This is a genomic window from Klebsiella sp. SYXHC3 (assembly GCF_057196925.1).
The window spans coordinates 959,392-983,752 of record NZ_JBXUNG010000001.1 but is presented as its reverse complement, the minus strand read 5'-3'; the positions used below and the strand labels follow the sequence as shown (position 1 = coordinate 983,752).

The following is a 24,361-nucleotide window of genomic DNA, read 5'->3' as shown; positions in this document are numbered from 1 at the left end:
CACAGTAATGACTGGCGGAAATATAGCGCAGGCTATATCTGTAACTTATTGACTGGTAACGAGTAGTTTGTATATTTTTTCCAGATCGTCGATATTTCGTACGCGAATAAGCAGGCGCCGCTGCTCTAATTGCATCACCAGTACGCCATCTTCAGACAAATTCATCGCTTTAATCCGCGGATATTCAATCCACACGTTGGCAAAGAAAAAACCGCTCTTTTTGAACAGAATTCGCGGCGTACGGATCCAGAACAGATATAACCCCATTAATGCCAGCGCAGATAATAACCAGGTGGTGGTTATTTCGCCGTGGCTGGCAATATTGTTGTAAATGAGAATCGCCGTCAGGCCGACGAAAATCATCCCGTCGACGCGTCCACGACGCAGCAGGGGGATTGACAGCAGGGTGGGGCCATTGCGGCGCGGCATGATGAATTGGTCGTAGATAGCGAAAGCCACCAGGGCGACGATAAACAGAATGAGCACCAGCTCCGTGATTGCCATTGATCCTCCAGCCAGCGTGGACCTGCATACAGGTACACGTTTTAACGCTAAAAAAAAGCCGGGGACAAAGCTGCCCCCGGCCTACAACGTGATGATTATTGACCCAGCAGGCCGACCGCGTAGCCGGCGATACCGATGACGAAGAAGCCAACGATGATCCACAGCGGGTTGACTTTCTTACGCAGCAGCCACATACAGGCGAAGGTCAGCAGCAGCGGCACCAGTCCCGGCATCAGCTGGTCAAGGATGGTCTGCACGGTGGTCACGCGAGTCTGGCCATCCTGACCGGTGATCGTGGAAACCACCAGCGGGATATTAACGTGCGTCCATTTGTTAACCAGGGCCCCCATGACAAACAGGCCGAGGATTGACGCCCCCTCGGTCAGTTTCTGCAGGAAGCCGCCGCCCATATCCTTAACGATGTCCACGCCTTTACGATAGCCGTATGCTACGCCGTAGTAGCGGGTCAGCAGACGCACGGCATTGAACAGGATGAAGAACAGTAGCGGACCAAGCAGGCTACCGCTCATCGCGATACCGGCGCCGAGCGCGGCGAATACCGGACGCACGGTACCCCAGAAGATCGGGTCGCCGACGCCTGCCAGCGGACCCATCAAACCGACTTTGATACCGTTGATTGCGCCATCGTCGATTTCCGCGCCGTTAGCACGCTGCTCTTCCATCGCCAGCGTTACGCCGAGTACCGGCGCCGCGACGTACGGATGGGTGTTGAAGAACTCAAGGTGACGCTTAATAGCCTGCTTACGCGCATCGTTGTTCTCCGGGTACAGGCGACGGATTGCCGGAACCATAGAGAAGCAGAAGCCCAGCGCCTGCATACGTTCGAAGTTCCATGAACCCTGGAACAGGTTAGAACGAATGAACACGCCACGAATATCACTCTGAGTGAGTTTTTTCTCGGTGGTATTTTTAGTCATATCAACCATTTCGCTCACCTGTTAGTCCAGTTCGTTATCGAGATCGTTGTTACCAGCCGCCTGAACCGGGGCACCCGCTACGCGGTTATATTTCGGGCTCAGCTGAATGTAGAGAATGGCCATAACGGCACCAATCACACCCAGCGCAACCAGGTTGAAATTGGTGAAGGCCGCGGTGACGAAACCGAGATAGAAGAACGGCATCAGATAGCCCGCGCGCATCATGTTGATGACCATCGCGTAACCGACGACGACGATCATGCCGCCCGCGATATTCAGACCGCCAGTCACGACTTCCGGAATGGCATTCAGCAGACCCTGAACTTCGCTGGTACCGACAGAGATGGCTACGATAACCGCCGGGATGGCGATACGCATTGCCTGCAGGAACAGCGAGGAAACGTGCAGCCAGGAGATGGCCGTCAGGTTACCGTTTTCAGCGGCTTTATCCGCCGCGTGCTGGAAGGCAACGGTGATGGTACGAACGATAATGGTCAGAACCTGGCCTGCCGCCGCCAGCGGGATAGCCAGAGCGATACCGGCGCCAATGCTTTGGTGACCGGCGATAACCAGTACGGTAGAAATAATGGATGCCAGCGCGGCATCAGGCGCAACTGCCGCACCGATGTTCATCCAGCCCAGAGCGATCATTTCCAGCGTACCGCCGATGATGATACCGGTTTTCATGTCACCGAGAACGGCGCCAATTAACGTACAGGCGACCAGAGGACGGTGGAACTGAAATTCATCAAGTACCGACTCCATACCCGCAATACACGCGACGATGAACACCAGCACAATCTGAAGAAGGGTAATCTCCATTGTACTTCTCCTGTTGATTAAGTCTTAAAGTGAAGGTTGGCTCGCGAGCGCCGGGTTAATTACCCACCTTGGCGATCAAATCCATCATTTTCAGTTTCTGGTCGGTGGAAACTTTACGCGCTTCCAGTTCAATACCGCGGGCATTCAACTTCTTGAATGCTTCGATATCTGTCGCATCGACCGAAATCGCGTTATTGACCTGCGTTTTACCCTGGCGGAAAGCCATACCGCCGATGTTGACGCTGGTAATTTTCACGCCGCCTTCAACAATACGTTCAACGTCTGTTGGGTTAGTGAACAGCAGCATGACGCGCTCGCCGGCGTATTTCGGGTTGTTATAGACGCGAATCATCTTCGCGACATCAACAACGTGAGCGGTCACGCCCGGAGGAGCCACCTGGGTCAGCAGCGTCTTGCGCACCGTGTCGGCGGCAACTTCATCGCTGACCACGATAATGCGGGTGACGTTGGTCTCTTTGGTCCAGCGGGTCGCAACCTGGCCGTGGATAAGACGGTCATCGATACGCGCCAGGCCAATCACCATGTAATCATTTGGACCCATCGGTTTAGCGGGCGTTGCCGCTTTCGGCGCGGCAGCCTGAACCGGCGCCGCTTTTTCAACCGGTTTGGCTTTCAGCGCTTTCACGCCTTCGCTACCGGTTTCCACCGCCAGCGCCACCAGCTCATCAAACGACGGATCGTCATCGCGGGCCATGAAGGTTTCAACCAGCATCGGGACGTTGACGCCAGCGATCACTTCATAGTTTTCTTTATCAACAACAATGCGGCTTGCCGCGTTAAATGGACTACCGCCCCACGTATCAACGAGGAACAGCACGCCTTTTGTGGTATCCAGTTTTGCCAGCTGTGCATTGTACTTTTCGATCAGCGTTTCGGCATTTTCGCCAGGAACGAAATCGATCCAGCCAACGTTTTCCTGCTCGCCCAACAGCATTTCTGCGGTTTTCAGCAGTTGTTCTGCAGCCCAACCATGTGTGCCTATTACAATAGCAATCGTCACTTGCTACCTCCGTTATTATGGTGAATGCATCATCTGGTCTGATACATCCTGAATCACTCTTGTGGAAAAATCGATTCAGTAAGGGTGTAAGATCTAAATTAATTACTACCGGGAATTATTTTAGATAGTGAAAAAATAATTAATGTGATGGAGCTCCGTAAATTACGCTTCAATAATCAATAATTTCGCAGCGCAAAAAATAGCCTTAGCTATTGCAAAGACAGGTAAATTTTTGCCAATTCTGCGCTATATTTTGCTATGTTTATCTTCCGTTTAATTACTCAGGAGTATAGGGCATAGCCCGCCGTATGGACCGTCATCGACGTCTTTTCACCCTCAGGCACTCGTCTGCCGCCTCAACCACACACGCTTTTTTACCAGCAACCATTGTTTCGCCGGTGCATGACATCGCGATGACTACCGCTGTCGTTAACGGGAGCCGCTCATGGAATTCTTAATGGATCCCACCATCTGGGCTGGCCTGCTGACGCTGGTAGTCCTCGAAATTGTCCTGGGTATCGATAACCTGGTCTTTATCGCCATCCTTGCCGATAAACTGCCGCCAAAACAGCGTGATAAGGCACGTATCATCGGCCTGTCGCTGGCGCTGATTATGCGCCTGGGACTGCTCTCGGTTATCTCGTGGATGGTCACGTTGACCAAGCCTTTGATAAGCATAGGCGATTTTTCGTTCTCCGGGCGCGATCTGATCATGCTGGTCGGCGGTATCTTCCTGCTATTCAAGGCGACGACAGAGCTTCATGAACGACTGGAAAACCGCCAGCATGATGCCGGTCACGGCAAAGGCTATGCCAGCTTCTGGGTCGTCGTGCTACAAATTGTGGTGCTGGATGCCGTCTTCTCGCTTGATGCGGTGATTACCGCCGTCGGCATGGTAAACCATTTACCGGTGATGATGGCTGCGGTCGTTATTGCGATGATCCTGATGCTGCTGGCCTCGAAGCCGTTAACCCGCTTCGTGAACCAACATCCGACGGTTGTCGTGCTGTGTCTGAGCTTCCTGCTGATGATTGGTCTGAGTCTGGTGGCAGAAGGCTTTGGCTTCCATATTCCGAAGGGTTACCTGTACGCGGCGATTGGCTTCTCGATTACCATTGAATTCTTTAACCAGGTGGCGCGGCGTAACTTTATCCGCCACCAGTCGACGTTGCCGCTGCGTGCGCGTACCGCTGATGCGATTCTGCGCTTGATGGGCGGTCGCAAACAGGCGACCGTGGCGCACGATAGCGATAGCCCGGCGGCAGTGCCGGTGCCGGACGGGGCGTTTGCTGAAGAAGAACGCTATATGATTAACGGCGTGCTGACCCTGGCGCAGCGCTCATTGCGCAGTATCATGACTCCTCGAGGCGAAATTAGCTGGGTGGATGCTGAGCAGAGCGAAGACGAAATTCGTCGCCAGCTGCTTTCTTCCCCGCACAGCATGTTCCCGGTTTGCCGCGGCGAACTTGATGAAATCATTGGTATTGTACGCGCCAAAGAGATGCTGGTGGCGCTGGAAGCGGGCGAGAACGTTGCCGCAATGGCTTCCGCTTCTCCGGCGATTGTGGTGCCGGAAACGCTGGACCCGATCAACCTGCTGGGCGTGCTTCGCCGGGCGCGCGGTAGCTTTGTCATCGTCACCAACGAATTTGGCGTGGTGCAGGGGCTGGTGACGCCGCTGGATGTCCTGGAAGCGATTGCCGGTGAGTTCCCGGATGCGGATGAAACGCCGGAAATTGTACTGGATGGCGAGGGGTGGTTAATCAAAGGGTCAACCGACCTTCATGCGCTGCAGCAGGCGCTGGGGCTGGACGACCTGGTCAACGAAGACGATGATATCGCGACCGTTGCCGGGCTGGTTATCTCCGCGAACGGTCATATCCCGCGGATAGGCGATGTTGTCGAACTGCCGCCGCTGCAGTTCACCATCGTTGAAGCCAATGATTATCGCGTCGATCTGGTACGGGTCATTAAAACCGTCCACGATAACGACGAAGAAGAGTAATGCCGAACCCGCCGGACTAAACTTGCCCGGCGGGTTGTTTTTTACCCCCAGTCGCCGCCAGACGGTGCTTCTCTTCCGCCAGCCAGCGCGGAAAATCCTCCACCGGCAACGGGCGGGCATAATAATATCCCTGTAGTAAATCCACGCCGTGGCTACGCATGTAAATCTTCTGTTCCTGAGTTTCGACGCCTTCGGCAATGGTGACGATTTTGAGTCGGTGCGCCAGGGCGATAATCATATCGGTTACCGTCGCGTTGACCCCATCAATGCCAATGGCGCCGGTATAAGATTTATCAATTTTCAGTACATCCGGGCGAAGTTTTTCCAGCCAGGATAGCGAACTGTTACCGGTGCCAAAGTCATCAATGGCCAGCTGGACGCCTTTAAAATGCAGGTGCTCCGCCATGTGATGATCGCCTTCACGCAGGACATCGCGTTCGGTCAGCTCGACCACCAGCTGCTGTACCGGATTAGCGCTGAACCAATAGGTGTGCAGATCGCGCAGCAGCTCGCCGTTGCTGAAATGACGCGCCGCCACGTTAATACCAATATGAAAATTGGCATCCTGCGGGAAATAATGCAGCCGGCGGGCGGTTTCAGCGATGACGTAGCGGGTCAGGGGGACTATCAGGTTGTAGCCTTCAGCAATCGGGATAAAAACATCCGGCGAGATATTTCCGCGGCGCGGATTGTTCCAGCGCAGCAAAATTTCCACGCCACAACACTCCTGAGTACGTAAATCCTGCAGCGGCTGGCACCATACCTCGAACTCGTGGGCGGCGATACCCAGGGTTATTTCGCGCGAGAAAGTCATTCGTCCTGCGGTCGTCAACCAGGCGATACCGGTCATCAACAGGCTGAACATCAGCGCCAGCGGTAATTCGGCGGGCAGCTCTTCTAAGGCTACCGCGGAGGCTCCCGGTCCGCTGATGTTGATGGTAAAGGGAAACTGGCTGGAACTTTGCCGGTAAATTATCGGCAGACCCGGCAACCGATCGCTTGCAACAACGCCAACATCGCTGAGAAAACTCTTGTTGCCTACCGTGAGGCTGATGTCGCTTATCAACGATGATTTTTCTTTGAGAATCAATTCGCCAAGCAGCTCAATATTGATAATTAACAACGCGCCGTCGGCACCGCTTACGGAGGAGGGATACCACTGAATCAGTACCGGTGTGCCTTTGAGCAGCGAGTTATCGGTTGAAAAGGCCAACAGCGGGTTGACTGCCGGCAACGTTGGCTGCAGCTGATGAATGGCCACATGGCGCGGGCCAAAAATGCTGGAGCAGTAGGCCATCCCGGATTGAACAAGGATGATTGAGCGTACGGTCTGCAGTGTGGCCGCGGTTTTACGCAGCTCAAGATGCACATCCTGACAGGGTTTGCCCACCATACTCAGCAGGGTAGCGTGTTTTGCCGCCAGCGGCTGCAGGATATTGTCCATCGCGATCACCATATTGCGGGTCACCGTCTGGATGCGCTGTTGATTTTGGCTACGCTGTGAAATAAATCGGATTGTCAGGGTGACGGCAAGCGTCAGAAATGCAACGGCCAGGCACACCAGAATGCGCTTGCGGCGGTATGTCGAAATGACCTTCTGTGCATTTTGCATGCGAGGCGCCCTGTCGGCTAAATAGAGGAATAAGAGTAACAGCCGGCTTAAAGCAAGTGTAGTGGGTAAGATAAGTTGGTGGGAGAAAAAGAAAAATGCGCCCGGAAAGGGCGCATTTCACAGACGTGTTTTAGTCACACTGGACTTTGATCGCCAGGCCGCCGCGAGAGGTTTCGCGATATTTGGCGTTCATGTCTTTACCCGTTTCGTACATGGTCTCGATAACTTTATCGAGAGAGACGCGCGGTTCGCTGGTGCGGCGCATCGCCATACGCGCGGCGTTAATCGCCTTCACGGAGGCGATAGCGTTTCGCTCGATGCACGGCACCTGAACCTGGCCGGCGACCGGGTCGCAGGTCAGGCCGAGGTTATGTTCCATGCCGATTTCCGCCGCCACGCAAACCTGCTCCGGGCTGGCGCCAAGCAGTTCAGCCAGGCCCGCCGCTGCCATTGAACAGGCGACGCCGACTTCGCCCTGACAGCCGACTTCCGCGCCGGAAATGGACGCGTTCATCTTGTACAGCGCGCCAATCGCGCCGGACGCCATAAAGTAGCGAATATAGATATCCGGGCTGACGGACTCGATAAAGTGATCGTAGTAGGCGAGCACTGCCGGAACGATACCACAGGCGCCGTTGGTCGGCGCGGTAACAACGCGGCCGCCGGCGGCGTTCTCTTCGTTGACCGCCAGCGCGAACATGTTCACCCAGTCGACAACATTCATCGGGTCGTTAGACAGCTTATCGCTGGCGACCAGCAGACGACGCAGCGCCGAAGCGCGACGCGGCACGCGCAGCGGCCCCGGCAGCACACCTTCGGTGTTCATGCCGCGATCGATACAGGCGCGCATGGTTTGCCAGACGTTTTCAAAATAGGCCTCGATCTCTTGCTTGCTGTGCAGCGCCAGTTCGTTTTGCATCACCATGCCGGAGAGCGACAGACCGGTTTCTTTGCAGTAGCCCAGCATTTCCTGTGCCGATTTAAACGGATACGGAACCTGCAGTTCGCTCGCGTCTTCTTTGCCGAAATGCTCTTCGTCGACGATAAAACCGCCGCCGATTGAATAGTAAGTCTTGCTGTAGATTTCTTTCTCGCCGGCCCACGCATGGATAGTCATGCCGTTTTCGTGCAGCGGCAGGTTGTCGCTACGAAAACGCATGCCGTCATCCGCCGGGAAGTCGACTTCGTGTTGCCCGTTTGCCAGCAGCAGACGGCCGCGGGTTTCTACGTCGCGGATAAATGCCGGGATCGCGTCAATATCGACCGTCGCAGGCAGATTGCCCGCCAGTCCCATGATAATGGCGATGTCCGTGTGGTGGCCTTTGCCGGTTAATGAAAGCGACCCATAGACGTCAACGGCGACGCGCGTCACTTCATTAAGCAATCCCTTTTCGACCAGGTCATCGACGAACTGTTTACCGGCCTTCATCGGCCCTACAGTATGGGAAGATGAGGGACCAATCCCCACCTTGAACATGTCGAATATACTAATCACGATAACACTCCTGACAGGGTTACCGCGGTTGCGGTAACGATGTAATAACTGCGCATAGTGTAAGAGGGAACCGGGTTGTCAGCTTAACTATTCACATGAATTAAACTAATGGATAACCTTGGTTTTACTAATAGTGAGAGCGGCTTCTCATTACTTATTATAGCTAAGGGCGAGTGCCGATTTGCAGCGCCAGCTCGCGAATAATGCCGGCGGTCATTCCCCAGACAAAATAATGTTGGTACCACGATAGCCAGACGCGATGTGAATTACCGCGCCGATGGATGTCCAGCGGGTGGTAACGACCCAGGCGCAACGCCTCTTCCAGCGGCATTTCAAACACCGCAGACACCTCGTCCTGACTGGCATGATAGTGCAGGTCCGGGGGGATTATGCCAACAACCGGCGTCACCTGAAAGCCGGTGACGCTGTCGACAGGCGGCAGCACGCCGATCACTTCAACGGCTTCCGGCGGGATCGCCACTTCTTCCTGCGCCTCGCGCAGCGCGGCGGCAATCAATGTAGCGTCGGTGTTATCTACTGCGCCGCCGGGGAAGGCGACCTGGCCCGCGTGCTTGCGCAGCAGCGGCGAACGCTGGGTCAGCAACAGTCCCGGCTGCGGCCGACGGACAATCGGCACCAGTACCGCCGCCTGGCGCTGGTTCAGCGACTGCGGCGAGGGCTGCGGGCGCAGCAGTTGAAAACGGGATAGAAAGTCGTCCAGATCGAGGGCGTTAGCCGCCATGTTCTAGCTCTCCAGTTGATGCAGGATACGGTTAACTTTATCAAAAGTTTCCTGATATTCCGCGGCTTCTTCGCTGTCCGCCACGATACCGCCGCCCGCGGAGCAGTACAGTTGGCCCTGCCAGGCGGTGATCGTACGAATAGTAATGCTGGTATCCATATTGCCGCACAGGCTGAGATAACCAATGCTGCCGCACCATGCGTTGCGTCGCTGCGGTTCAAGTTCATCGATAATCTCCATGGCGCGAACTTTTGGCGCTCCGGTAATGGAACCGCCAGGGAAGGCCGCGCGCAGCAGATCGCTGGCATCAAGCGTAGCAGGCAATCGTGCGGTGATGGTGCTCACCAGGTGATGCACCGCCGGGAACGGTTCGACCACAAACAGTTCCGGTACGCGAACGCTGCCCGGCACGGCGACGCGGCCGATATCATTGCGCATCAGATCGACAATCATTAAATTTTCGGCGCGGTCTTTCGGCGAGTGGGCAAGCGTTGCCGCCTGGCGAGCGTCTTCCTGCGGGGAATCGAGTCGCGGCAGCGTGCCTTTAATGGGGCGCGTCTGGATGTCACCCTGATGCAGTTGAATAAAACGCTCCGGAGACAGGCTTAAAATCGCCCCTTCCGGCAGGCGAATGAAGGCGCTGAACGGCGCGCGGTTGGCGGCATTAAGCTTACGAAATGCCTGCCATTCATCGCCGCGGTAGCGGGCCTGAAAACGCTGCGCCAGGTTGACCTGATAACAGTCGCCGCTGCGCAGGTACGCCTGTACCTGGCGGAATTTTTCGCCGTACTGCTGACGGCTCATATTCGATTGCCAGCAGGAGGTCAGGGAGAAAGCTTCAGCCGGCTGGCGCGTTTGCGATTCCAGCCACTGCAGGCGCCGTTGCGGATCGTCATAGCTCAGCAGCGACACCTGCTGGCGTTGATGATCGACGATCAGCGCCCAGTCATAAATGCCTATCGCCATCTCCGGCAGGGCAATATCAGCCTGCGCTTGCGTCGGAAGACGTTCAAAGCGGCGGCCAAGATCGTAGCCGAATAGCCCCAGCGCGCCGCCGAGAAACGGCAGGTTATCATCGGCCTGCGGCGTTAACTGACAGCGATTCAACTGCTGTTGCAGCAGCTGCAGCGGATCGTCCTGCGAGACAAATTCGCCTTCACCGTCGTTGACCCAGGTTTGCTCGCCGCGGGTAACCAGCGTCGCGCGCGGTTCGGCAACGATAATATCGAAACGGCTATACGGATGGTCGGCGAAGCCGGAGTGCAGCAGCATCGCCCACGGCGCGGCGCTTAACGGCGCGAAATAGCGTTCGGCGGCATCCGGGCGCCAGGGCAGGGTAATAATAGCGGGGGACAACATTAACCTCGATCCTAATGTGCCGCCCACTGGCGAAATGGCGGACGGCGTGAAATAATTACGCCCCACAATGTAGCAGGAGTGAGTGATGTTTGCAGGTTTACCTTCGCTGAGCCATGAGCAACAGCAAAAAGCGGTCGAACGTATTCAGGAATTGATGGCGCAGGGAATGAGCAGCGGCCAGGCAATCGCCCTGGTGGCCGATGAACTGCGCGCCACGCACACCGGCGACCGGATCGTAGCGCGCTTCGAAGATGACGACGAAGACGAGTAATTACGCCGCGGCGATGATTTTAATCTCAACTTTATACTGCGGCTTCATCAGGGTCGCCTGTACGGTGCAGCGCACCGGCGCGTGACCGGCGACTACCCAGGCGTCCCAGGCTTTATTCATCGCCGCAAAATCATCTTTATTGGCGAGGAAAATGGTGGCATCAAGAATACGTGACTTATTGCTGCCCTGTTTTTCCAGCACCGCGTCAATTTGCGCCAGGGTGTTGGCAGTCTGCTCAAACGCGTCGGCGTCGAGATTTTCCGGCACCCCAGTGTAGTAGATGGTCTGGTTGTGAATTACCACATCAGACCAGCGGGCTTCGGCATCAATACGCGTAATTGTCATTTATCTTTCCTCTTTGTTCTATCCATTTGGCTGCGGCAAGACTGCCACAATGTTCCGCCCGCGTCACTACCCGGGCTGGCGAAACGCCGTCCTCCCTGACATAATCACTGTCCAAATAACCAGGGGGCAACGTGATCGACGATTTTGCAGCAGACGGCCAGCTGGCCATGGCGATACCGGGATTTAAGCCGCGCGAACCGCAGCGCCAGATGGCGATAGCGGTGAGTGAAGCCATTGACGCCTCCCGGCCGCTGGTGGTGGAAGCAGGGACCGGCACCGGTAAAACCTACGCCTATCTGGCGCCCGCGCTGCGCGCGAAGAAAAAGGTGATCATCTCCACGGGTTCGAAAGCGCTGCAGGATCAGCTCTACAGCCGCGACCTGCCGACCGTCGCTAAAGCACTTAAATTCACCGGCAAACTGGCGCTGTTAAAGGGGCGCTCAAACTACCTGTGCCTTGAACGCCTTGAACAGCAGGCGCTGGCGGGCGGCGATCTGCCGGTACAAACGTTAAGTGACGTAATTCTTCTGCGCTCCTGGTCTAATCAGACGCAGGATGGCGATATCAGCACCTGCGCCAGCGTCGCCGAAGATTCTCAGGCCTGGCCGCTGGTGACCAGCACTAACGATAACTGTCTCGGCAGCGACTGCCCGTTATATAAAGATTGCTTTGTGGTGAAAGCGCGTAAGAAGGCGATGGATGCTGATGTGGTGGTGGTCAACCATCACCTGTTCCTTGCCGATATGGTGGTGAAAGAGAGCGGCTTTGCCGAACTGATCCCCGAAGCGGAAGTGATGATATTCGATGAAGCCCATCAGCTGCCGGATATCGCCAGCCAGTATTTTGGCCAGTCGCTCTCCAGCCGCCAGCTACTGGATTTGGCCAAAGACATCACCATTGCCTATCGTACTGAACTAAAAGATACCCAACAGCTGCAAAAATGCGCCGATCGTCTGGCGCAAAGCGCGCAGGATTTCCGTCTGCAGTTGGGCGATCCGGGCTATCGCGGCAATCTGCGCGAACTGCTGGCGGATAGCCACATTCAGCGCGCGCTGCTGCTGCTCGATGACGCGCTTGAACTGTGTTATGACGTCGCCAAACTCTCGCTTGGCCGCTCGGCGCTGCTCGACGCCGCCTTTGAGCGTGCGACGCTCTACCGTGGCCGCCTGAAGCGGCTTAAAGAGATCAATCACCCGGGCTATAGCTACTGGTATGAATGCACCTCGCGGCATTTTACCCTCGCCCTGACGCCGTTGACCGTCGCGGAGAAGTTTAAAGAGGTGATGGCGCAAAAGTCAGGAAGCTGGATCTTTACCTCGGCGACGCTGTCGGTGAATGACGATCTCCACCACTTTACCGCCCGCCTCGGCATCGATGACGCGCAGACGCTGTTGCTGCCAAGCCCGTTTGATTATCAACATCAGGCGCTGCTCTGCGTTCCGCGCAATTTACCGCTGCCGAACCAGCCCGGCGCGGCGCGCCATCTGGCGGCAATGCTGAAACCGCTGATCGAAGCTAACGACGGCCGCTGCTTTATGCTATGTACCTCGCACGCCATGATGCGCGACCTGGCGGAGCAGTTCCGCGCTACCATGACGCTGCCGGTACTGCTGCAAGGGGAGACCAGTAAAGGTCAACTGCTGCAGCAGTTTGTTAGTGCCGGCAATGCGCTATTAGTGGCGACCAGTAGCTTCTGGGAAGGGGTCGACGTACGCGGCGACGCGCTGTCGCTGGTGATTATCGATAAGCTGCCCTTTACCTCACCGGACGATCCGCTGCTCAAAGCGCGAATGGAAGACTGTCGACTGCGCGGTGGCGACCCGTTCGATGAAGTGCAGTTGCCGGATGCCGTCATTACCCTCAAACAGGGCGTGGGGCGCCTGATCCGCGATATTGACGATCGCGGCGTTCTGGTTATCTGTGACAACCGGCTGGTGATGCGCCCTTACGGCGCCGTGTTCCTGGCCAGCCTGCCACCCGCGCCGCGTACCCGCGATATCCGCCGGGCAGTGCGCTTTCTCGCTGTACCGCCGGCAAGGTAATCCGTCGCAAAATGTGGTAAGCTGCGCGCCATTTTGTAAATCAGCTATCCCCAATGGATTTCGGGCGGTGCGGCGGCGGTGAGTCCGTCAGCCGAGAAATATACCGCCTGCAATACCTTGAATATGTAACGAGAGCGTGACCACCCATGCGAATTTTGGCTATCGATACCGCCACGGAGGCGTGCTCCGCGGCGCTGTGGAATGATGGCGCCCAGAGCGCCCATTTTGAAATTTGTCCTCGCGAACACACCCAACGTATCCTGCCTCTGGTGCAGGAGGTCCTCACTGAAAGCGGCACTACGCTGAATGAACTTGACGCGCTGGCCTTTGGCCGCGGACCGGGCAGCTTTACCGGCGTACGTATTGGTATCGGTATTGCGCAAGGACTGGCGCTGGGCGCTGAGTTGCCAATGATCGGCGTCTCTACGCTGGCGACGATGGCCCAGGGCGCGTGGCGCAAAACCGGCGCTACTCGTGTGCTGGCGGCCATTGACGCGCGTATGGGCGAGGTCTACTGGGCCGAGTATCAGCGCGACGAAGATGGCGTCTGGCACGGTGAAGAAACAGAAGCGGTCCTCAAACCGGCTGCGGTTGCCGACCGCCTGGCGCGGCTTTCCGGCGAATGGGCTACCGTCGGCACCGGCTGGCAGGCGTGGCCGGATCTGGCGAAAGAGAGCGGGCTGACCTTGAGCAGCGGCGAGGTCGAACTGCCGGCGGCAGAAGATATGCTGCCGCTGGCCATTCAGCTGCTGGCGGCGGGAAAAACCGTGGCCGTTGAGCATGCGGAACCCGTTTATTTGCGAAACGAAGTGGCGTGGAAGAAACTTCCTGGCCGCGAGTGAATCTCAGTAGAGAGAAGACTGAGAGAAGGAGTCGCATTATGGCGGGTCAAAAACAGGGCGTTCGTTGGCTGTTAGCTGCGGCGGTTGTCGTTGCGCTAAGCGGCTGCGTATCGGTGCCGGATGCTATTAAAGGCACCAGCCCTACGCCGCAGCAGGATTTAGTGCGGGTGATGAACGCGCCGCAGCTGTATATCGGCCAGGAAGCACGTTTTGGCGGTAAGGTTGTCAACGTGCAGAACCAGCAGGGGAAAACCCGCTTAGAGATTGCCACCGTACCGCTGGATAGCGGCGCACGACCGGAACTGGGTGAACCTTCGCGCGGCCGTATCCTCGCCGACGTGAGCGGTTTCCTCGACCCGGTCGATTTCCGTGGCCAGTTGGTCACCGTGGTTGGGCCGATTAGCGGCGTTGTCGACGGTAAAGTTGGCGCAACGCCGTATAAATTCATGTTGATGAACGCCACCGGCTATAAACGCTGGAATGTGGTGCAGCAGGTGGTGATGCCGCCGCAGCCCATCGATCCGTGGATGCTCGGCCCTCGCCCCTGGGGCTACGGATACGGCGGTTGGGGTTGGTATAACCCTGGCCCTGCCGAGGTCAGAAATGTCGTAACGGAATGATTTTGTTGTTTTTATAACGGAATAGAAACAGCGGCTAGCCCGCTGTTTCGTGTTTTTAAGTCTCATAAGAAAAATAAATAGTGACGCGCTTCGCAACCTGAAAAACGCCTAATTAATAAACTGGTACGCTGAGTTAATATAATGTTAACAAAATGTTTGTTGATCAGGGGCTGTGATGACGACGAATAACTATTTCAGAGGTGAAGCAGTGAAAAAGGTTTGGCTAAACCGTTATCCCGCCGATGTTCCGGCGGAGATAAATCCTGACCGCTATCAATCCCTGGTTGAATTGTTTGAACACGCCACCACCCGTTATGCCGATCAGCCGGCATTTATCAACATGGGCGAGGTGATGACCTACCGCAAGCTGGAAGAGCGCAGCCGCGCTTTCGCCGCTTATCTCCAGCAAGGTTTAGGGCTACAGAAGGGCGATCGCGTCGCGCTGATGATGCCTAACCTGCTGCAATACCCGGTGGCGCTGTTTGGGATCCTGCGTGCCGGAATGATTGCCGTCAACGTTAACCCGCTGTATACCCCGCGCGAACTGGAGCACCAGCTCAATGACAGCGGCGCGGCGGCGATTGTGATCGTTTCCAACTTCGCACATACCCTGGAGAAAGTCGTTGATAAAACCCAGGTAAAACACGTCATCCTGACGCGGATGGGCGACCAGCTCTCCACCGCCAAAGGGACGCTGGTTAACTTTGTGGTGAAGTACATTAAGCGGCTGGTGCCGAAATATCATCTACCGGACGCCATCTCATTTCGTAGCGCCCTGCAGCATGGCTACCGTATGCAGTACGTGAAGCCGGAAATCGTCGCGGACGATCTGGCCTTCCTGCAGTACACCGGCGGTACCACCGGCGTGGCGAAAGGGGCGATGCTGACCCACCGCAATATGCTGGCTAACCTTGAACAGGTGAATGCGACCTACGGTCCGCTACTGCACCGCGGTAAAGAGCTGGTGGTGACCGCGCTGCCGCTCTATCACATCTTCGCTTTGACCATGAACTGCCTGCTGTTTATCGAACTTGGCGGGCAGAACCTGCTGATTACCAATCCGCGCGATATTCCGGGTCTGGTAAAAGAGCTGGCAAAATATCCTTTCACCGCGATGACCGGGGTGAATACCTTGTTTAACGCGCTATTGAACAATAAAGAATTCCAGCAGCTTGATTTCTCTTCGCTGCATCTTTCCGCCGGCGGCGGCATGCCGGTGCAGCAGGTGGTAGCGGAGCGCTGGGTGAAACTGACGGGTCAGTATCTGCTGGAGGGCTACGGCCTGACGGAGTGCTCGCCGCTGGTGAGCGTGAACCCGCATGATATCGACTACCACAGCGGCAGCATCGGCTTGCCGGTGCCATCGACCGAAGCCAAGCTGGTCGATGATGACGATAATGAAGTCGCGCCGGGTGAGCCGGGCGAGCTTTGCATCAAAGGGCCGCAGGTGATGCTGGGCTACTGGCAGCGTCCGGATGCCACCGATGAAATCATTAAAGATGGCTGGCTGCATACCGGCGATATCGCGGTGATGGATGATGAAGGCTTCCTGCGGATCGTCGATCGTAAAAAAGATATGATTCTGGTTTCCGGTTTTAACGTCTATCCGAATGAAATCGAAGATGTTGTGATGCAGCACTCCGGCGTACAGGAAGTGGCCGCCGTCGGCGTACCCTCCGGCAGCAGCGGTGAAGCGGTAAAGATCTTTGTGGTGAAGAAAGATGCCGCGTTAACCGAAGAAGCGCTGATTACTTTCTGTCGTCGCCATTTGACCGGCTACAAAGTGCCGAAGCTGGTGGAGTTTCGTGATGAACTGCCGAAATCCAACGTCGGCAAAATTTTACGACGAGAACTGCGTGACGAAGCCCGTGCTAAAGTAGACAATAAAGGCTAAGCAACGAGTGAGTCGCCCTGCGCCGGCTAAGCCGGCGTTTTTTATGGGCGCAAGTTAAGAGAGTATGATTTGAACTATCAGATGATCACCACCGACGATGGCCTGCGCGCTATCTGTGAAGCGGCAAGTTCGGCACCCGCGGTTGCGCTGGATACCGAGTTTGTTCGCACCCGCACCTACTATCCGCAGCTTGGTTTGCTGCAGCTGTTCGACGGCAAACAGGTTTCTCTGATCGATCCGTTGACCATCAACGACTGGGCGCCGATGCGCGAGCTGCTGCTTAACCAAAATGTCACCAAATATCTGCATGCGGGCAGCGAAGATTTAGAAGTCTTCCTCAACGCATTCAATCTGATGCCGCAGCCGCTGATCGACACCCAGATTCTGGCCGCTTTCTGCGGGCGTCCGATGTCGTGGGGATTTGCTTCGATGGTGGAAGAGTATTCCGGCGTCGCGCTGGACAAAAGCGAATCACGCACCGATTGGCTGGCCCGCCCGCTGACCGAGCGTCAGTGCGAATACGCGGCCGCCGATGTCTGGTATCTGTTGCCGATCGCCAGCAAATTAATGGCGGAAACCGACCATGCGGGCTGGCTGCCGGCAGCGTTGAACGAGTGTCACCTGATGCAGCAGCGCCGTCAGGAAGTCCTTGACCCGGCGGAGGCGTGGCGGGAAATCGGCAATGCCTGGCAACTGCGTACACGTCAGCTGGGCTGCCTGCAGTTGCTGGCGGAGTGGCGTCTGCGCAAAGCGCGCGAGCGTAACCTGGCGGTGAACTTTGTGGTACGCGAAGAGCATCTGTGGAGCGTGGCGCGCTATATGCCGACCAGCCTCGGTGAGCTTGATAGTCTGGGTTTATCCGGTAGCGAAATTCGCTTCCACGGCAAAACGTTGATTAGCCTGGTTGAGAAAGCGCAGGCCTTGCCGGAATCGGCGCTGCCTGAGCCATTGCAAAACCTGATCGATATGCCGGGATACCGCAAAGCCTTTAAAGATATTAAAGCGCTGGTACAGGAAGTGAGCGCCGAGAAGGGCGTGAGCGCCGAACTACTGGCGTCTCGCCGCCAGATCAACCAACTGCTGAACTGGCACTGGCAGCTGAAAACCAAAAACGGCGAGCCGGAGCTGGTTTCCGGCTGGCGCGGTGAATTGATGGCCGAGCGTCTGAACGCGCTGCTTAACAACTACCCGCGCTAATCCTGAGCGCCCTTCAGGCCATAAAAAAACCGGCCGCGCGTTGCGTGACCGGTTTTTTTAATACTACGGCGAGATGCCGTTAATGCGACAACAGGGTCAGGGTTTCGACTCTTCAGCTTCTGGCAGGGTCACGTTCAGCTCGAGAATCGAAATATCACCATCGCGCTGTTCCAGCTGTACGCTGACCATCTCTGGGTCTATCTGCACGTATTTACAGATGACCTCCAGGATATCTTTGCGCAGCTGCGGCAGGTAATGCGGTTCCGCGTCGCCGCGGCGGCGCTCCGCGACGATGATTTGCAGGCGTTCTTTCGCAATGTTAGCCGTGTTCTTTTTTCGCGAGAGAAAAAAGTCGAGTAATGCCATAATTTATCCTCCGAACAGGCGTTTGAGGAAACCTTTCTTCTCTTCTTCGATGAAGCGGAAAGGACGTTCTTCTCCGAGCAGACGATCCACAGTATCCGCATAGGCTTTACCCGCATCTGAAACGGTATCCAGAATCACCGGCTCGCCCTGGTTCGATGCGCGCAGTACAGACTGATCTTCCGGAATCACGCCCACCAGGTTGATGCGCAGAATTTCCAGCACGTCTTCCATGCTCAGCATGTCGCCTTTGTTCACGCGGCCTGGGTTGTAGCGCGTCAGCAGCAGGTGCTCTTTAATCGGCTCGTCGCCATTTTCCGCGCGACGGGATTTGGAGGCCAGAATGCCAAGGATACGGTCGGAGTCGCGTACGGAGGAGACTTCCGGGTTAGTGGTGATGATGGCTTCGTCAGCGAAGTACAGCGCCATTAGCGCGCCAGTTTCGATGCCTGCCGGGGAGTCACAGACAATAAAATCGAAGTCCATCTTTTTCAGTTCTTCCAGAACTTTATCTACGCCTTCGCGGGTCAGCGCGTCTTTATCACGGGTCTGAGAAGCCGGAAGGATATAGAGATTTTCAGTACGCTTATCTTTGATTAGCGCCTGATTGAGAGTGGCATCGCCCTGGATAACGTTGACGAAATCATAAACCACCCGACGCTCGCATCCCATAATCAGGTCGAGGTTACGCAGGCCGATATCGAAGTCGATAACGACAGTTTTCTTTCCCTTCTGGGCCAAACCAGTAGCGATGGCCGCGCTGGAGGTGGTCTTACCAACGCCCCCTTTACCCGAAGTCACAACAATAATGCGTGCCATAGAAATTCCTTGTTAAAAAGGGATTAATTGAACGGTTGAATTGTCAAAGCGCCGTCGCCTAAACGCAGGCGCGCCGCTTTGCCATAAAATTCAGCTGGGATGTTATCGCTCAGCCAATATTCCCCTGCGATGGACACCAGTTCCGCCGAGAGGTTAGTACAAAATATTTGGGCATCTCTGTCGCCGCTTGCGCCAGCCAGCGCACGTCCCCGCATCATGCCATACACATGGATGTTACCATCAGCGATAAGTTCCGCTCCGGCACTCACATGGTTTGTAACAATTAGATCACAGTGTGGCGCATAAATGCGCTGACCGGAACGTACCGGCAGATCAATCAAACGCGTTTTTGTGATCGGCGTAGCAACTGGTGGCGGTTCAACGGGTTCCGGCGGCGGCGCCTGACGAACGATTTTCTCTTTTCCTTCCGTCAGTAGCGGGATCCCGGCGCGGTCGATTTCCGTTTTCAGGCGGGAAATTTTACAACCGCTCACCCCCATGATGCGTAAACCGGTGGCGACGATAGCTTCATGCATCGGGCGCCAGTCGACGCTCTCTTCAATACTGCTGATGTTGACCACGACCGGTGCATGACGTAAAAAAGCGGGAGCCTGGGCGATTTTGTCTTCTAACGCCTGACGAATAACCTCGGGATTTGCATCGTGCAAATGAACGACAGATAAGGTGAAGCTACTGCCCTTAAGTTCGATTGGCGTATTTGACATCCTGGCCTTACTCAATTTGCTGTTTATCATCCGCCGAAGTGCGGTGATATTCCGAAGACTAAAAGGCATGTTATAGTCACTCATATATTGAGGCAAGTGACCACGGGTCTAATTCCGAGTAAAACTATGTTTTGTGTGATCTATCGAAGTACTAAACGTGAACAAACCTATTTATATGTCGAAAAAAAGGACGATTTCTCGCGCGTCCCGCCGGAACTGATGGCAAGCTTCGGCACCCCGCAGATGACCATGCTGCTGCCGCTCGACGGGCGCAAGACGCTGGCTAACGCTGACCTCGAAAAAGTAAAACAAGCGCTCGTCGATCAGGGCTATTACCTCCAACTTCCTCCCCCTCCTGAGAATCTACTTAAGAAACACCTCGCGGAACAGGGGAATAAATCCGATTAACCCATTGAGGGAAAATAATGTACCAACATCATAACTGGCAGGGTGAGTTACTGGATTATCCAGTGAGCAAAGTGGTTTGCGTTGGCAGTAATTACGCAAAACATATTAAGGAGATGGGCAGCGCGATGCCGGAAGAGCCGGTGCTGTTTATTAAACCTGAAACGGCGCTATGCGATATCCGCCAGCCGTTGGTACTTCCTGAAGGATTGGGCTCGGTGCACCATGAGGTTGAACTGGCGGTGCTGATTGGCAGTACTCTGCGTCAGGCCAGCGAAGACCACGTACGCAAGGCGATTGCCGGTTATGGCGTAGCGCTGGATCTCACCCTGCGTGATATTCAGGGCAAGATGAAAAAGGCCGGGCAACCATGGGAGAAAGCCAAGGGGTTCGATAACGCCTGTCCAATCTCCGGTTTTATTCCTGCCGCCGAGTTCAACGGCGATCCGCAAAATATGCCGCTAAGCCTGAAGATTAATGGTGAAGTTCGCCAGCAGGGGACGACTGCGGATATGATTCATAAGATCGTACCGCTCATTGCCTATATGTCGCGCTTCTTTACACTGAAAGCGGGCGATATCATTCTGACCGGGACCCCGGAGGGGGTCGGGCCGCTCGCCAGCGGCGATGAGCTGGAAGTCGGCTTCAATGGTTTGACGTTATCCACCCGCGTGCTGTAACGTCCGCTTGCCGCCTTTTGGGGCGGCAAAACTTGCATCGGCGTGCCAGACTGGTTATAAGGTGCACCCTGAATTGTAATGACGGACATCCCAATGAGCGAACAACCTTTCTGGCAACAAAAAACACTGGATGAAATGACCGACGCGGAGTGGGAATCACTGTGCGACGGCTGCGGACAGTGCTGCCTGCATAAGCTGATGGATGAAGATACCGACGAGATTTACTTTACCAACGTCGCCTGCCGTCAGCTCAACATTAAAACCTGCCAGTGCCGTAACTACGAGCGTCGCTTCGAGTACGAACCGGACTGCATTAAACTCACGCGTGATAATCTGCCGACCTTCGAATGGCTGCCGCACACCTGCGCCTATCGCCTGCTGGCGGAAGGTAAAGCGCTGCCGCACTGGCACCCGCTGGTGACCGGCTCAAAAGTGGCGATGCACGGCGAACGTATTTCCGTGCGCCATATTGCGGTTAAAGAGTCCACCGTCGTCGACTGGCAGGACCATATTTTAAATAAACCGGATTGGGCTCAGTGAAGCATTGAATTAGAAAGGGTTTTTGATTACTGATTTGATGCCTGGGGCATGAGCGGGGCATCACCTCCGAAATTCGCATTCATAATTGCCATTTGATTAGCGTTGTTGTCCGCCATCCATTTCCCGTAAATGCTGTAAACATCTGCGCCGAAGTGTGACCCATCTGTGTTGCAATGAAGTTTGGGTTCACCCCTGCACTTAATGCCCAACACGCAAATGTGTGCCTGGATTCGTAAGCTCTGCGATGTCTTAACCCTGCCCGGGTAAGAATGCTGTTCCATGTTGATCCGAACGAACCAGGTGCATACCACTCTCTTCAGTCTTTGGTGGCGTGAAATGCCCCTTGATAGCGATATTTCGGGATACTGTGATGGTCCAGTTCATTGTGTCGATATCCTCCCAAGACAGGACGCATAACTAATTCAACAAAAGCATTAATCAGATGGGAATGTGAGGGGGATTAAAATGGCGATATATTACAGCGAGAGCACCAAGGGATTTTATGATATGGATTTCGCAAATTACGCTCTCCCAGATGATGCAATAGAAGTAACGGAAGAGCAGCGGGATGCACTAATTTTGGAATCAATGAGTGCAGAAGAAATAGATTATTCAGGCGAGTGATGCAACATAGTTACTATAAATCCGGGTGTGATTGGTTTAATTTGTATACAAATCAATTTCATCTGTCATGCCCAGAGGGAATTAGCATAATAAATTTGATCTGGATTACAAAGTCGTTATTTTTCAATGGAAATAATGATGCTATTTGTGATATTAAGGGGTGTGGTATTTATATTAATAAGAGAGTTAATCCGTGGAAAGGATTTTTTGGCTTGATGCGTCTAGAGCTATTGCTATTGCCCTTGTTGTTTTTACTCATTCACACGAGCAGGCCGGCATCCACAGTGAGCTATTAAGAAGCATTTTTTATAGCATTGATAGATTGGGTGTTCCTATATTCTTTATGATTTCAGGCGGCCTTGTTCTTCCAAGGGCTGCAAAGTCCAGTATTCTTTCATTTTATAGAAAGAGAATACCGCAGTTTATTATTCTGATTTTCTTATGGTCCGTCATAACTAATACTGTAAATACTTATGCATCTGGATCTGGATTCATTGACTCCGTATCTTCAGCATTTATTAATTATAATGGTATTTATCCTGGTCATTTTGGCGCTGCGGCTCAACTATGGTTTATGTACTCCATAACGCAATTGTACTTAATAGCTCCTTTCCTTGGCAGGCTCTTGAAATCATTGACCAATAAGGAAATATTGATATTTATACTAATTTGCGTTCTGCTTAACCAGATAAAAGTTACTGGCAGTTTTTATGGCGGGGAATGGGGGGCATTGTTTTGGATGGGAGGGGATTTCACCGGTTCATATATATCATATTTTATGGTTGGATATTTGGTTTTAGAACGCGGCATATTAGATGACGTAAAATTCAATGGGGTTATTCCATGCTTAATGATTACAATCATACCTTTACTTATTCTCGTGGCAACCGACATCGCGACTCATAAAGTTAATGATGTGCTACACTGGTACACCGGATCTCTATTTATCTTTATTTCTGGCGTGGGTTTATTTGTATTAAGCAAAAATATATTTGAAAATTTAAATAGCCGATTCCTTAGCATAATTAGCGCATGCTCATTTGGTGTCTACTTATCACACTATGCATTTATGTACGCAATTAAATGGGTTGTTAACTCAAAAGGGTTCGTTTTAAGTGATATTGAAAAAGTGTTAGTCTACTTTTCGTTATCATTTATTCTATCCCTAACGTTTACATGGATAGTGATGAGGGTAAAGTATTTAAAATATTTCATAAGCTAGTTTCCGCACTTCTATCCTTAGGCATGCCTGTATGGCATTAGCGAATGCATGTACTGACATGCCTAACTCATTTCGTATGGTGGCGGTGTCTCGCCGTACACATCAAAATCATCATGGAGGAAAGAACGGATGGGGATTTGGCGGTGGGGCATGCATGGGGCAAAAAATTAGCGCAAAACAACTCAAAACCGGTTAGGGTAATGATTCGTCTTGCGCTAATGCTTTGGTTTGTGCCCAGTTCCGACTCACTTTACCCCACTTTTCAACCACATGGCCGGTTATTTTAAACAAACCAGACTGGGCGCAGTAAACTCATCAAAATATTAGAACCGGGCATTCCCTGCCTGCGCGGCCCGGTTCTTTGTTCGCATTAATATCCCATCATTCTCAATGCCAGCCAGATAATCCCCGCCCACAAGAAAGCGCATGGAAAAATAACAACACTAAGCGAACGCCAGCCGTTTCTACTCATCGGAAACCCCACATTTAAGTCATCATCACCAGGTGTGTTTGGCATTTCATCATCGGCGCGGGGGCGGGGAACTTTAGGAATATTTGTAAAGCAGATGTAGAAAAAAATAGACCCGGCGCGGTGGCCGGGCTGAGAGGGCGTTGACGAGTTGCCAGGTCACCCCGGCGCGGTGACTGCTTGCGGCGATCAGATGGGCAGGAAACTCATCATTAAATACGCTACGACAATGCAGATTAGCGTCATATACCAGACTATGCTCATGGTGACTTATCCCATTTCAGACTCAAACAAGACGAGCCTTTCGGGTAACGACTTTAAACATCCGGACGTCGATGATCAACCGCTTGCGCATCAGGGGATTAGCTTTTCTTTGCGTGGAACAGGCCGTCTTCGCCGTGGCTTTCATCCTCAACCCAGAAGTTAATATTGAACTGGGCATCATCGCTGAGCTCGATACGGTGCCAATACTGCGGTGGGCTGGTGGCGAACTGCCCGGCGTTAATGACGACTTTCATCTCCGGCTCGGTAGCCTGCTCGTCATGAAAACCGTAGTAAGTTACCGTTCCTTCCATGACGCACAGCTGACCGAAAACGTTAGCGGCAGTATTGTGATGGGTGAGCAGCGCCGCCGGAACATTTTCCTTAGTGAAGAACGGAGTGGAGCGTTTAACTTTCCAGTTAGCCGGGATACGCAGGTGAGACATGGTGAGCTCCTCAGTGGATGCATATAAGATGTATTTAATATGCATCTTTAAAGGGGCGTCGTCAACTTACAGGCATAAAAAACGCCCCCGAAGGAGCG

25 protein-coding genes and 1 pseudogene are annotated in these 24,361 nt (G+C 54.1%); 12 read left to right on the top strand and 14 right to left on the bottom strand.

The window, feature by feature from the left end; translation table 11 throughout:
- Nucleotides 1-45 precede the first annotated feature (45 nt).
- The 4 genes from AC2CGP_RS04820 to manX all read right to left on the bottom strand — a co-directional run bounded on the left by AC2CGP_RS04820 (nt 46) and on the right by manX (nt 3,285).
- Nucleotides 46-504: a DUF986 family protein gene (locus tag AC2CGP_RS04820; RefSeq protein ID WP_213759641.1), complete on the bottom strand. Its 459-nt coding sequence runs from the start codon at nt 502-504 to the stop codon at nt 46-48.
- A 95-nt stretch (nt 505-599) separates the two neighbouring features.
- On the bottom strand, nt 600-1,451 hold the full coding sequence (locus AC2CGP_RS04815; RefSeq protein ID WP_015366038.1) for a PTS mannose transporter subunit IID: 852 nt from the start codon (nt 1,449-1,451) through the stop codon (nt 600-602).
- A gap of 12 nt (nt 1,452-1,463) precedes the next feature.
- A complete protein-coding gene (locus AC2CGP_RS04810; protein ID WP_047077062.1) occupies nt 1,464-2,264 on the bottom strand; it encodes a PTS mannose/fructose/sorbose transporter subunit IIC in 801 nt (266 codons plus the stop codon).
- Between the two features lie 55 nt (nt 2,265-2,319).
- Entirely contained in the window at nt 2,320-3,285 is a 966-nt protein-coding gene (gene manX, locus AC2CGP_RS04805; RefSeq protein ID WP_015366040.1) for a PTS mannose transporter subunit IIAB, read from the bottom strand.
- A gap of 445 nt (nt 3,286-3,730) precedes the next feature.
- Between manX and yoaE the strand changes: the two genes are divergently transcribed.
- A complete protein-coding gene (gene yoaE / locus AC2CGP_RS04800; protein WP_045411486.1) occupies nt 3,731-5,290 on the top strand; it encodes a CNNM family cation transport protein YoaE in 1,560 nt (519 codons plus the stop codon).
- Between the two features lie 16 nt (nt 5,291-5,306).
- On the opposite strand, the gene AC2CGP_RS04795 is transcribed toward yoaE, so the two are convergent.
- The 4 genes from AC2CGP_RS04795 to pabB form a co-directional block, all read right to left on the bottom strand.
- Complete coding sequence (locus AC2CGP_RS04795) at nt 5,307-6,902, bottom strand: EAL domain-containing protein (RefSeq protein ID WP_015366042.1); 1,596 nt, start codon at nt 6,900-6,902, stop codon at nt 5,307-5,309.
- 130 nt (nt 6,903-7,032) lie between these two features.
- Nucleotides 7,033-8,397, bottom strand: coding sequence for an L-serine ammonia-lyase (gene sdaA / locus AC2CGP_RS04790; protein WP_015705929.1), 1,365 nt, complete (start codon nt 8,395-8,397; stop codon nt 7,033-7,035).
- 163 nt (nt 8,398-8,560) lie between these two features.
- Complete coding sequence (locus tag AC2CGP_RS04785) at nt 8,561-9,139, bottom strand: CoA pyrophosphatase (RefSeq protein WP_015705928.1); 579 nt, start codon at nt 9,137-9,139, stop codon at nt 8,561-8,563.
- 3 nt (nt 9,140-9,142) lie between these two features.
- Nucleotides 9,143-10,498: an aminodeoxychorismate synthase component 1 gene (gene pabB, locus AC2CGP_RS04780; protein ID WP_059304755.1), complete on the bottom strand. Its 1,356-nt coding sequence runs from the start codon at nt 10,496-10,498 to the stop codon at nt 9,143-9,145.
- 85 nt (nt 10,499-10,583) lie between these two features.
- Here pabB and AC2CGP_RS04775 point away from each other — a divergent pair, with 85 nt between their 5' ends.
- Nucleotides 10,584-10,769 carry a YoaH family protein gene (locus AC2CGP_RS04775; RefSeq protein WP_015366046.1) on the top strand — a complete coding sequence of 62 codons (186 nt, stop codon included), beginning with the start codon at nt 10,584-10,586 and terminating at the stop codon, nt 10,767-10,769.
- Here the strand turns inward: AC2CGP_RS04775 and AC2CGP_RS04770 are convergent, their stop codons facing one another.
- On the bottom strand, nt 10,770-11,114 hold the full coding sequence (locus AC2CGP_RS04770) for a RidA family protein (protein ID WP_015366047.1): 345 nt from the start codon (nt 11,112-11,114) through the stop codon (nt 10,770-10,772). It abuts the gene before it with no gap.
- Nucleotides 11,115-11,245: 131 nt separating this feature from the next.
- On the opposite strand from AC2CGP_RS04770, the gene yoaA reads away from it, so the two are divergent.
- The 5 genes from yoaA to rnd all read left to right on the top strand — a co-directional run bounded on the left by yoaA (nt 11,246) and on the right by rnd (nt 17,709).
- A complete protein-coding gene (yoaA, locus tag AC2CGP_RS04765) occupies nt 11,246-13,156 on the top strand; it encodes a DNA repair helicase YoaA (protein ID WP_142962137.1) in 1,911 nt (636 codons plus the stop codon).
- Between the two features lie 146 nt (nt 13,157-13,302).
- On the top strand, nt 13,303-13,998 hold the full coding sequence (gene tsaB, locus AC2CGP_RS04760; protein WP_015705925.1) for a tRNA (adenosine(37)-N6)-threonylcarbamoyltransferase complex dimerization subunit type 1 TsaB: 696 nt from the start codon (nt 13,303-13,305) through the stop codon (nt 13,996-13,998).
- 38 nt (nt 13,999-14,036) lie between these two features.
- Entirely contained in the window at nt 14,037-14,618 is a 582-nt protein-coding gene (locus AC2CGP_RS04755; protein ID WP_032714806.1) for a Slp family lipoprotein, read from the top strand.
- A 208-nt stretch (nt 14,619-14,826) separates the two neighbouring features.
- Nucleotides 14,827-16,512 (top strand): long-chain-fatty-acid--CoA ligase FadD, encoded by a 1,686-nt coding sequence (gene fadD / locus AC2CGP_RS04750; RefSeq protein WP_015705923.1) that lies wholly within the window; start codon nt 14,827-14,829, stop codon nt 16,510-16,512.
- Between the two features lie 81 nt (nt 16,513-16,593).
- Nucleotides 16,594-17,709 (top strand): ribonuclease D, encoded by a 1,116-nt coding sequence (gene rnd, locus AC2CGP_RS04745; RefSeq protein ID WP_162182289.1) that lies wholly within the window; start codon nt 16,594-16,596, stop codon nt 17,707-17,709.
- A gap of 96 nt (nt 17,710-17,805) precedes the next feature.
- Here the strand turns inward: rnd and minE are convergent, their stop codons facing one another.
- From minE to minC, 3 genes are read right to left on the bottom strand one after another with little or no spacing between them, the layout of a single operon-like run.
- The gene (gene minE, locus AC2CGP_RS04740; protein WP_015366053.1) at nt 17,806-18,075 is read right to left on the bottom strand and encodes a cell division topological specificity factor MinE; all 270 of its coding nucleotides are present in this window, start codon (nt 18,073-18,075) and stop codon (nt 17,806-17,808) included.
- Between the two features lie 3 nt (nt 18,076-18,078).
- Complete coding sequence (minD, locus tag AC2CGP_RS04735) at nt 18,079-18,891, bottom strand: septum site-determining protein MinD (RefSeq protein ID WP_015366054.1); 813 nt, start codon at nt 18,889-18,891, stop codon at nt 18,079-18,081.
- Between the two features lie 23 nt (nt 18,892-18,914).
- Nucleotides 18,915-19,616 carry a septum site-determining protein MinC gene (gene minC / locus AC2CGP_RS04730; RefSeq protein ID WP_015366055.1) on the bottom strand — a complete coding sequence of 234 codons (702 nt, stop codon included), beginning with the start codon at nt 19,614-19,616 and terminating at the stop codon, nt 18,915-18,917.
- 126 nt (nt 19,617-19,742) lie between these two features.
- Between minC and AC2CGP_RS04725 the strand changes: the two genes are divergently transcribed.
- From AC2CGP_RS04725 to AC2CGP_RS04715, 3 genes are all read left to right on the top strand, one after another.
- Nucleotides 19,743-20,024, top strand: coding sequence for a YcgL domain-containing protein (locus AC2CGP_RS04725; RefSeq protein WP_026612271.1), 282 nt, complete (start codon nt 19,743-19,745; stop codon nt 20,022-20,024).
- A 17-nt stretch (nt 20,025-20,041) separates the two neighbouring features.
- Entirely contained in the window at nt 20,042-20,701 is a 660-nt protein-coding gene (locus tag AC2CGP_RS04720) for a fumarylacetoacetate hydrolase family protein (RefSeq protein ID WP_032705943.1), read from the top strand.
- A 93-nt stretch (nt 20,702-20,794) separates the two neighbouring features.
- On the top strand, nt 20,795-21,241 hold the full coding sequence (locus AC2CGP_RS04715; protein WP_042893431.1) for a YcgN family cysteine cluster protein: 447 nt from the start codon (nt 20,795-20,797) through the stop codon (nt 21,239-21,241).
- Nucleotides 21,242-21,267: 26 nt separating this feature from the next.
- Here AC2CGP_RS04715 and AC2CGP_RS04710 read toward each other — a convergent pair.
- Nucleotides 21,268-21,658: pseudogene (locus AC2CGP_RS04710) on the bottom strand (site-specific integrase); the annotation flags it as partial.
- A 48-nt stretch (nt 21,659-21,706) separates the two neighbouring features.
- Between AC2CGP_RS04710 and AC2CGP_RS04705 the strand changes: the two are divergent.
- Entirely contained in the window at nt 21,707-21,865 is a 159-nt protein-coding gene (locus tag AC2CGP_RS04705; protein WP_155959238.1) for a hypothetical protein, read from the top strand.
- A 193-nt stretch (nt 21,866-22,058) separates the two neighbouring features.
- Nucleotides 22,059-23,087, top strand: a complete 1,029-nt coding sequence (locus AC2CGP_RS04700) for an acyltransferase (protein ID WP_049033686.1) — start codon at nt 22,059-22,061, stop codon at nt 23,085-23,087.
- Between the two features lie 831 nt (nt 23,088-23,918).
- On the opposite strand, the gene AC2CGP_RS04695 is transcribed toward AC2CGP_RS04700, so the two are convergent.
- Entirely contained in the window at nt 23,919-24,263 is a 345-nt protein-coding gene (locus tag AC2CGP_RS04695) for a TehB family protein (protein WP_042893437.1), read from the bottom strand.
- Nucleotides 24,264-24,361: the final 98 nt, after the last annotated feature.

What these genes read in the sequence shown, in the direction of transcription:
- AC2CGP_RS04820 (WP_213759641.1), bottom strand. Translation starts at nt 504, where the DNA reads ATGGCAATCACGGAGCTGGTGCTCATTCTGTTTATCGTCGCCCTGGTG.
- AC2CGP_RS04815 (WP_015366038.1), bottom strand. Translation starts at nt 1,451, where the DNA reads ATGGTTGATATGACTAAAAATACCACCGAGAAAAAACTCACTCAGAGT.
- AC2CGP_RS04810 (WP_047077062.1), bottom strand. Translation starts at nt 2,264, where the DNA reads ATGGAGATTACCCTTCTTCAGATTGTGCTGGTGTTCATCGTCGCGTGT.
- yoaE (WP_045411486.1), top strand. Translation starts at nt 3,731, where the DNA reads ATGGAATTCTTAATGGATCCCACCATCTGGGCTGGCCTGCTGACGCTG.
- AC2CGP_RS04795 (WP_015366042.1), bottom strand. Translation starts at nt 6,902, where the DNA reads ATGCAAAATGCACAGAAGGTCATTTCGACATACCGCCGCAAGCGCATT.
- AC2CGP_RS04785 (WP_015705928.1), bottom strand. Translation starts at nt 9,139, where the DNA reads ATGGCGGCTAACGCCCTCGATCTGGACGACTTTCTATCCCGTTTTCAA.
- pabB (WP_059304755.1), bottom strand. Translation starts at nt 10,498, where the DNA reads ATGTTGTCCCCCGCTATTATTACCCTGCCCTGGCGCCCGGATGCCGCC.
- AC2CGP_RS04775 (WP_015366046.1), top strand. Translation starts at nt 10,584, where the DNA reads ATGTTTGCAGGTTTACCTTCGCTGAGCCATGAGCAACAGCAAAAAGCG.
- AC2CGP_RS04770 (WP_015366047.1), bottom strand. Translation starts at nt 11,114, where the DNA reads ATGACAATTACGCGTATTGATGCCGAAGCCCGCTGGTCTGATGTGGTA.
- tsaB (WP_015705925.1), top strand. Translation starts at nt 13,303, where the DNA reads ATGCGAATTTTGGCTATCGATACCGCCACGGAGGCGTGCTCCGCGGCG.
- AC2CGP_RS04755 (WP_032714806.1), top strand. Translation starts at nt 14,037, where the DNA reads ATGGCGGGTCAAAAACAGGGCGTTCGTTGGCTGTTAGCTGCGGCGGTT.
- rnd (WP_162182289.1), top strand. Translation starts at nt 16,594, where the DNA reads ATGATCACCACCGACGATGGCCTGCGCGCTATCTGTGAAGCGGCAAGT.
- minE (WP_015366053.1), bottom strand. Translation starts at nt 18,075, where the DNA reads ATGGCATTACTCGACTTTTTTCTCTCGCGAAAAAAGAACACGGCTAAC.
- minD (WP_015366054.1), bottom strand. Translation starts at nt 18,891, where the DNA reads ATGGCACGCATTATTGTTGTGACTTCGGGTAAAGGGGGCGTTGGTAAG.
- minC (WP_015366055.1), bottom strand. Translation starts at nt 19,616, where the DNA reads ATGTCAAATACGCCAATCGAACTTAAGGGCAGTAGCTTCACCTTATCT.
- AC2CGP_RS04725 (WP_026612271.1), top strand. Translation starts at nt 19,743, where the DNA reads ATGTTTTGTGTGATCTATCGAAGTACTAAACGTGAACAAACCTATTTA.
- AC2CGP_RS04720 (WP_032705943.1), top strand. Translation starts at nt 20,042, where the DNA reads ATGTACCAACATCATAACTGGCAGGGTGAGTTACTGGATTATCCAGTG.
- AC2CGP_RS04715 (WP_042893431.1), top strand. Translation starts at nt 20,795, where the DNA reads ATGAGCGAACAACCTTTCTGGCAACAAAAAACACTGGATGAAATGACC.
- AC2CGP_RS04705 (WP_155959238.1), top strand. Translation starts at nt 21,707, where the DNA reads ATGGCGATATATTACAGCGAGAGCACCAAGGGATTTTATGATATGGAT.
- AC2CGP_RS04695 (WP_042893437.1), bottom strand. Translation starts at nt 24,263, where the DNA reads ATGTCTCACCTGCGTATCCCGGCTAACTGGAAAGTTAAACGCTCCACT.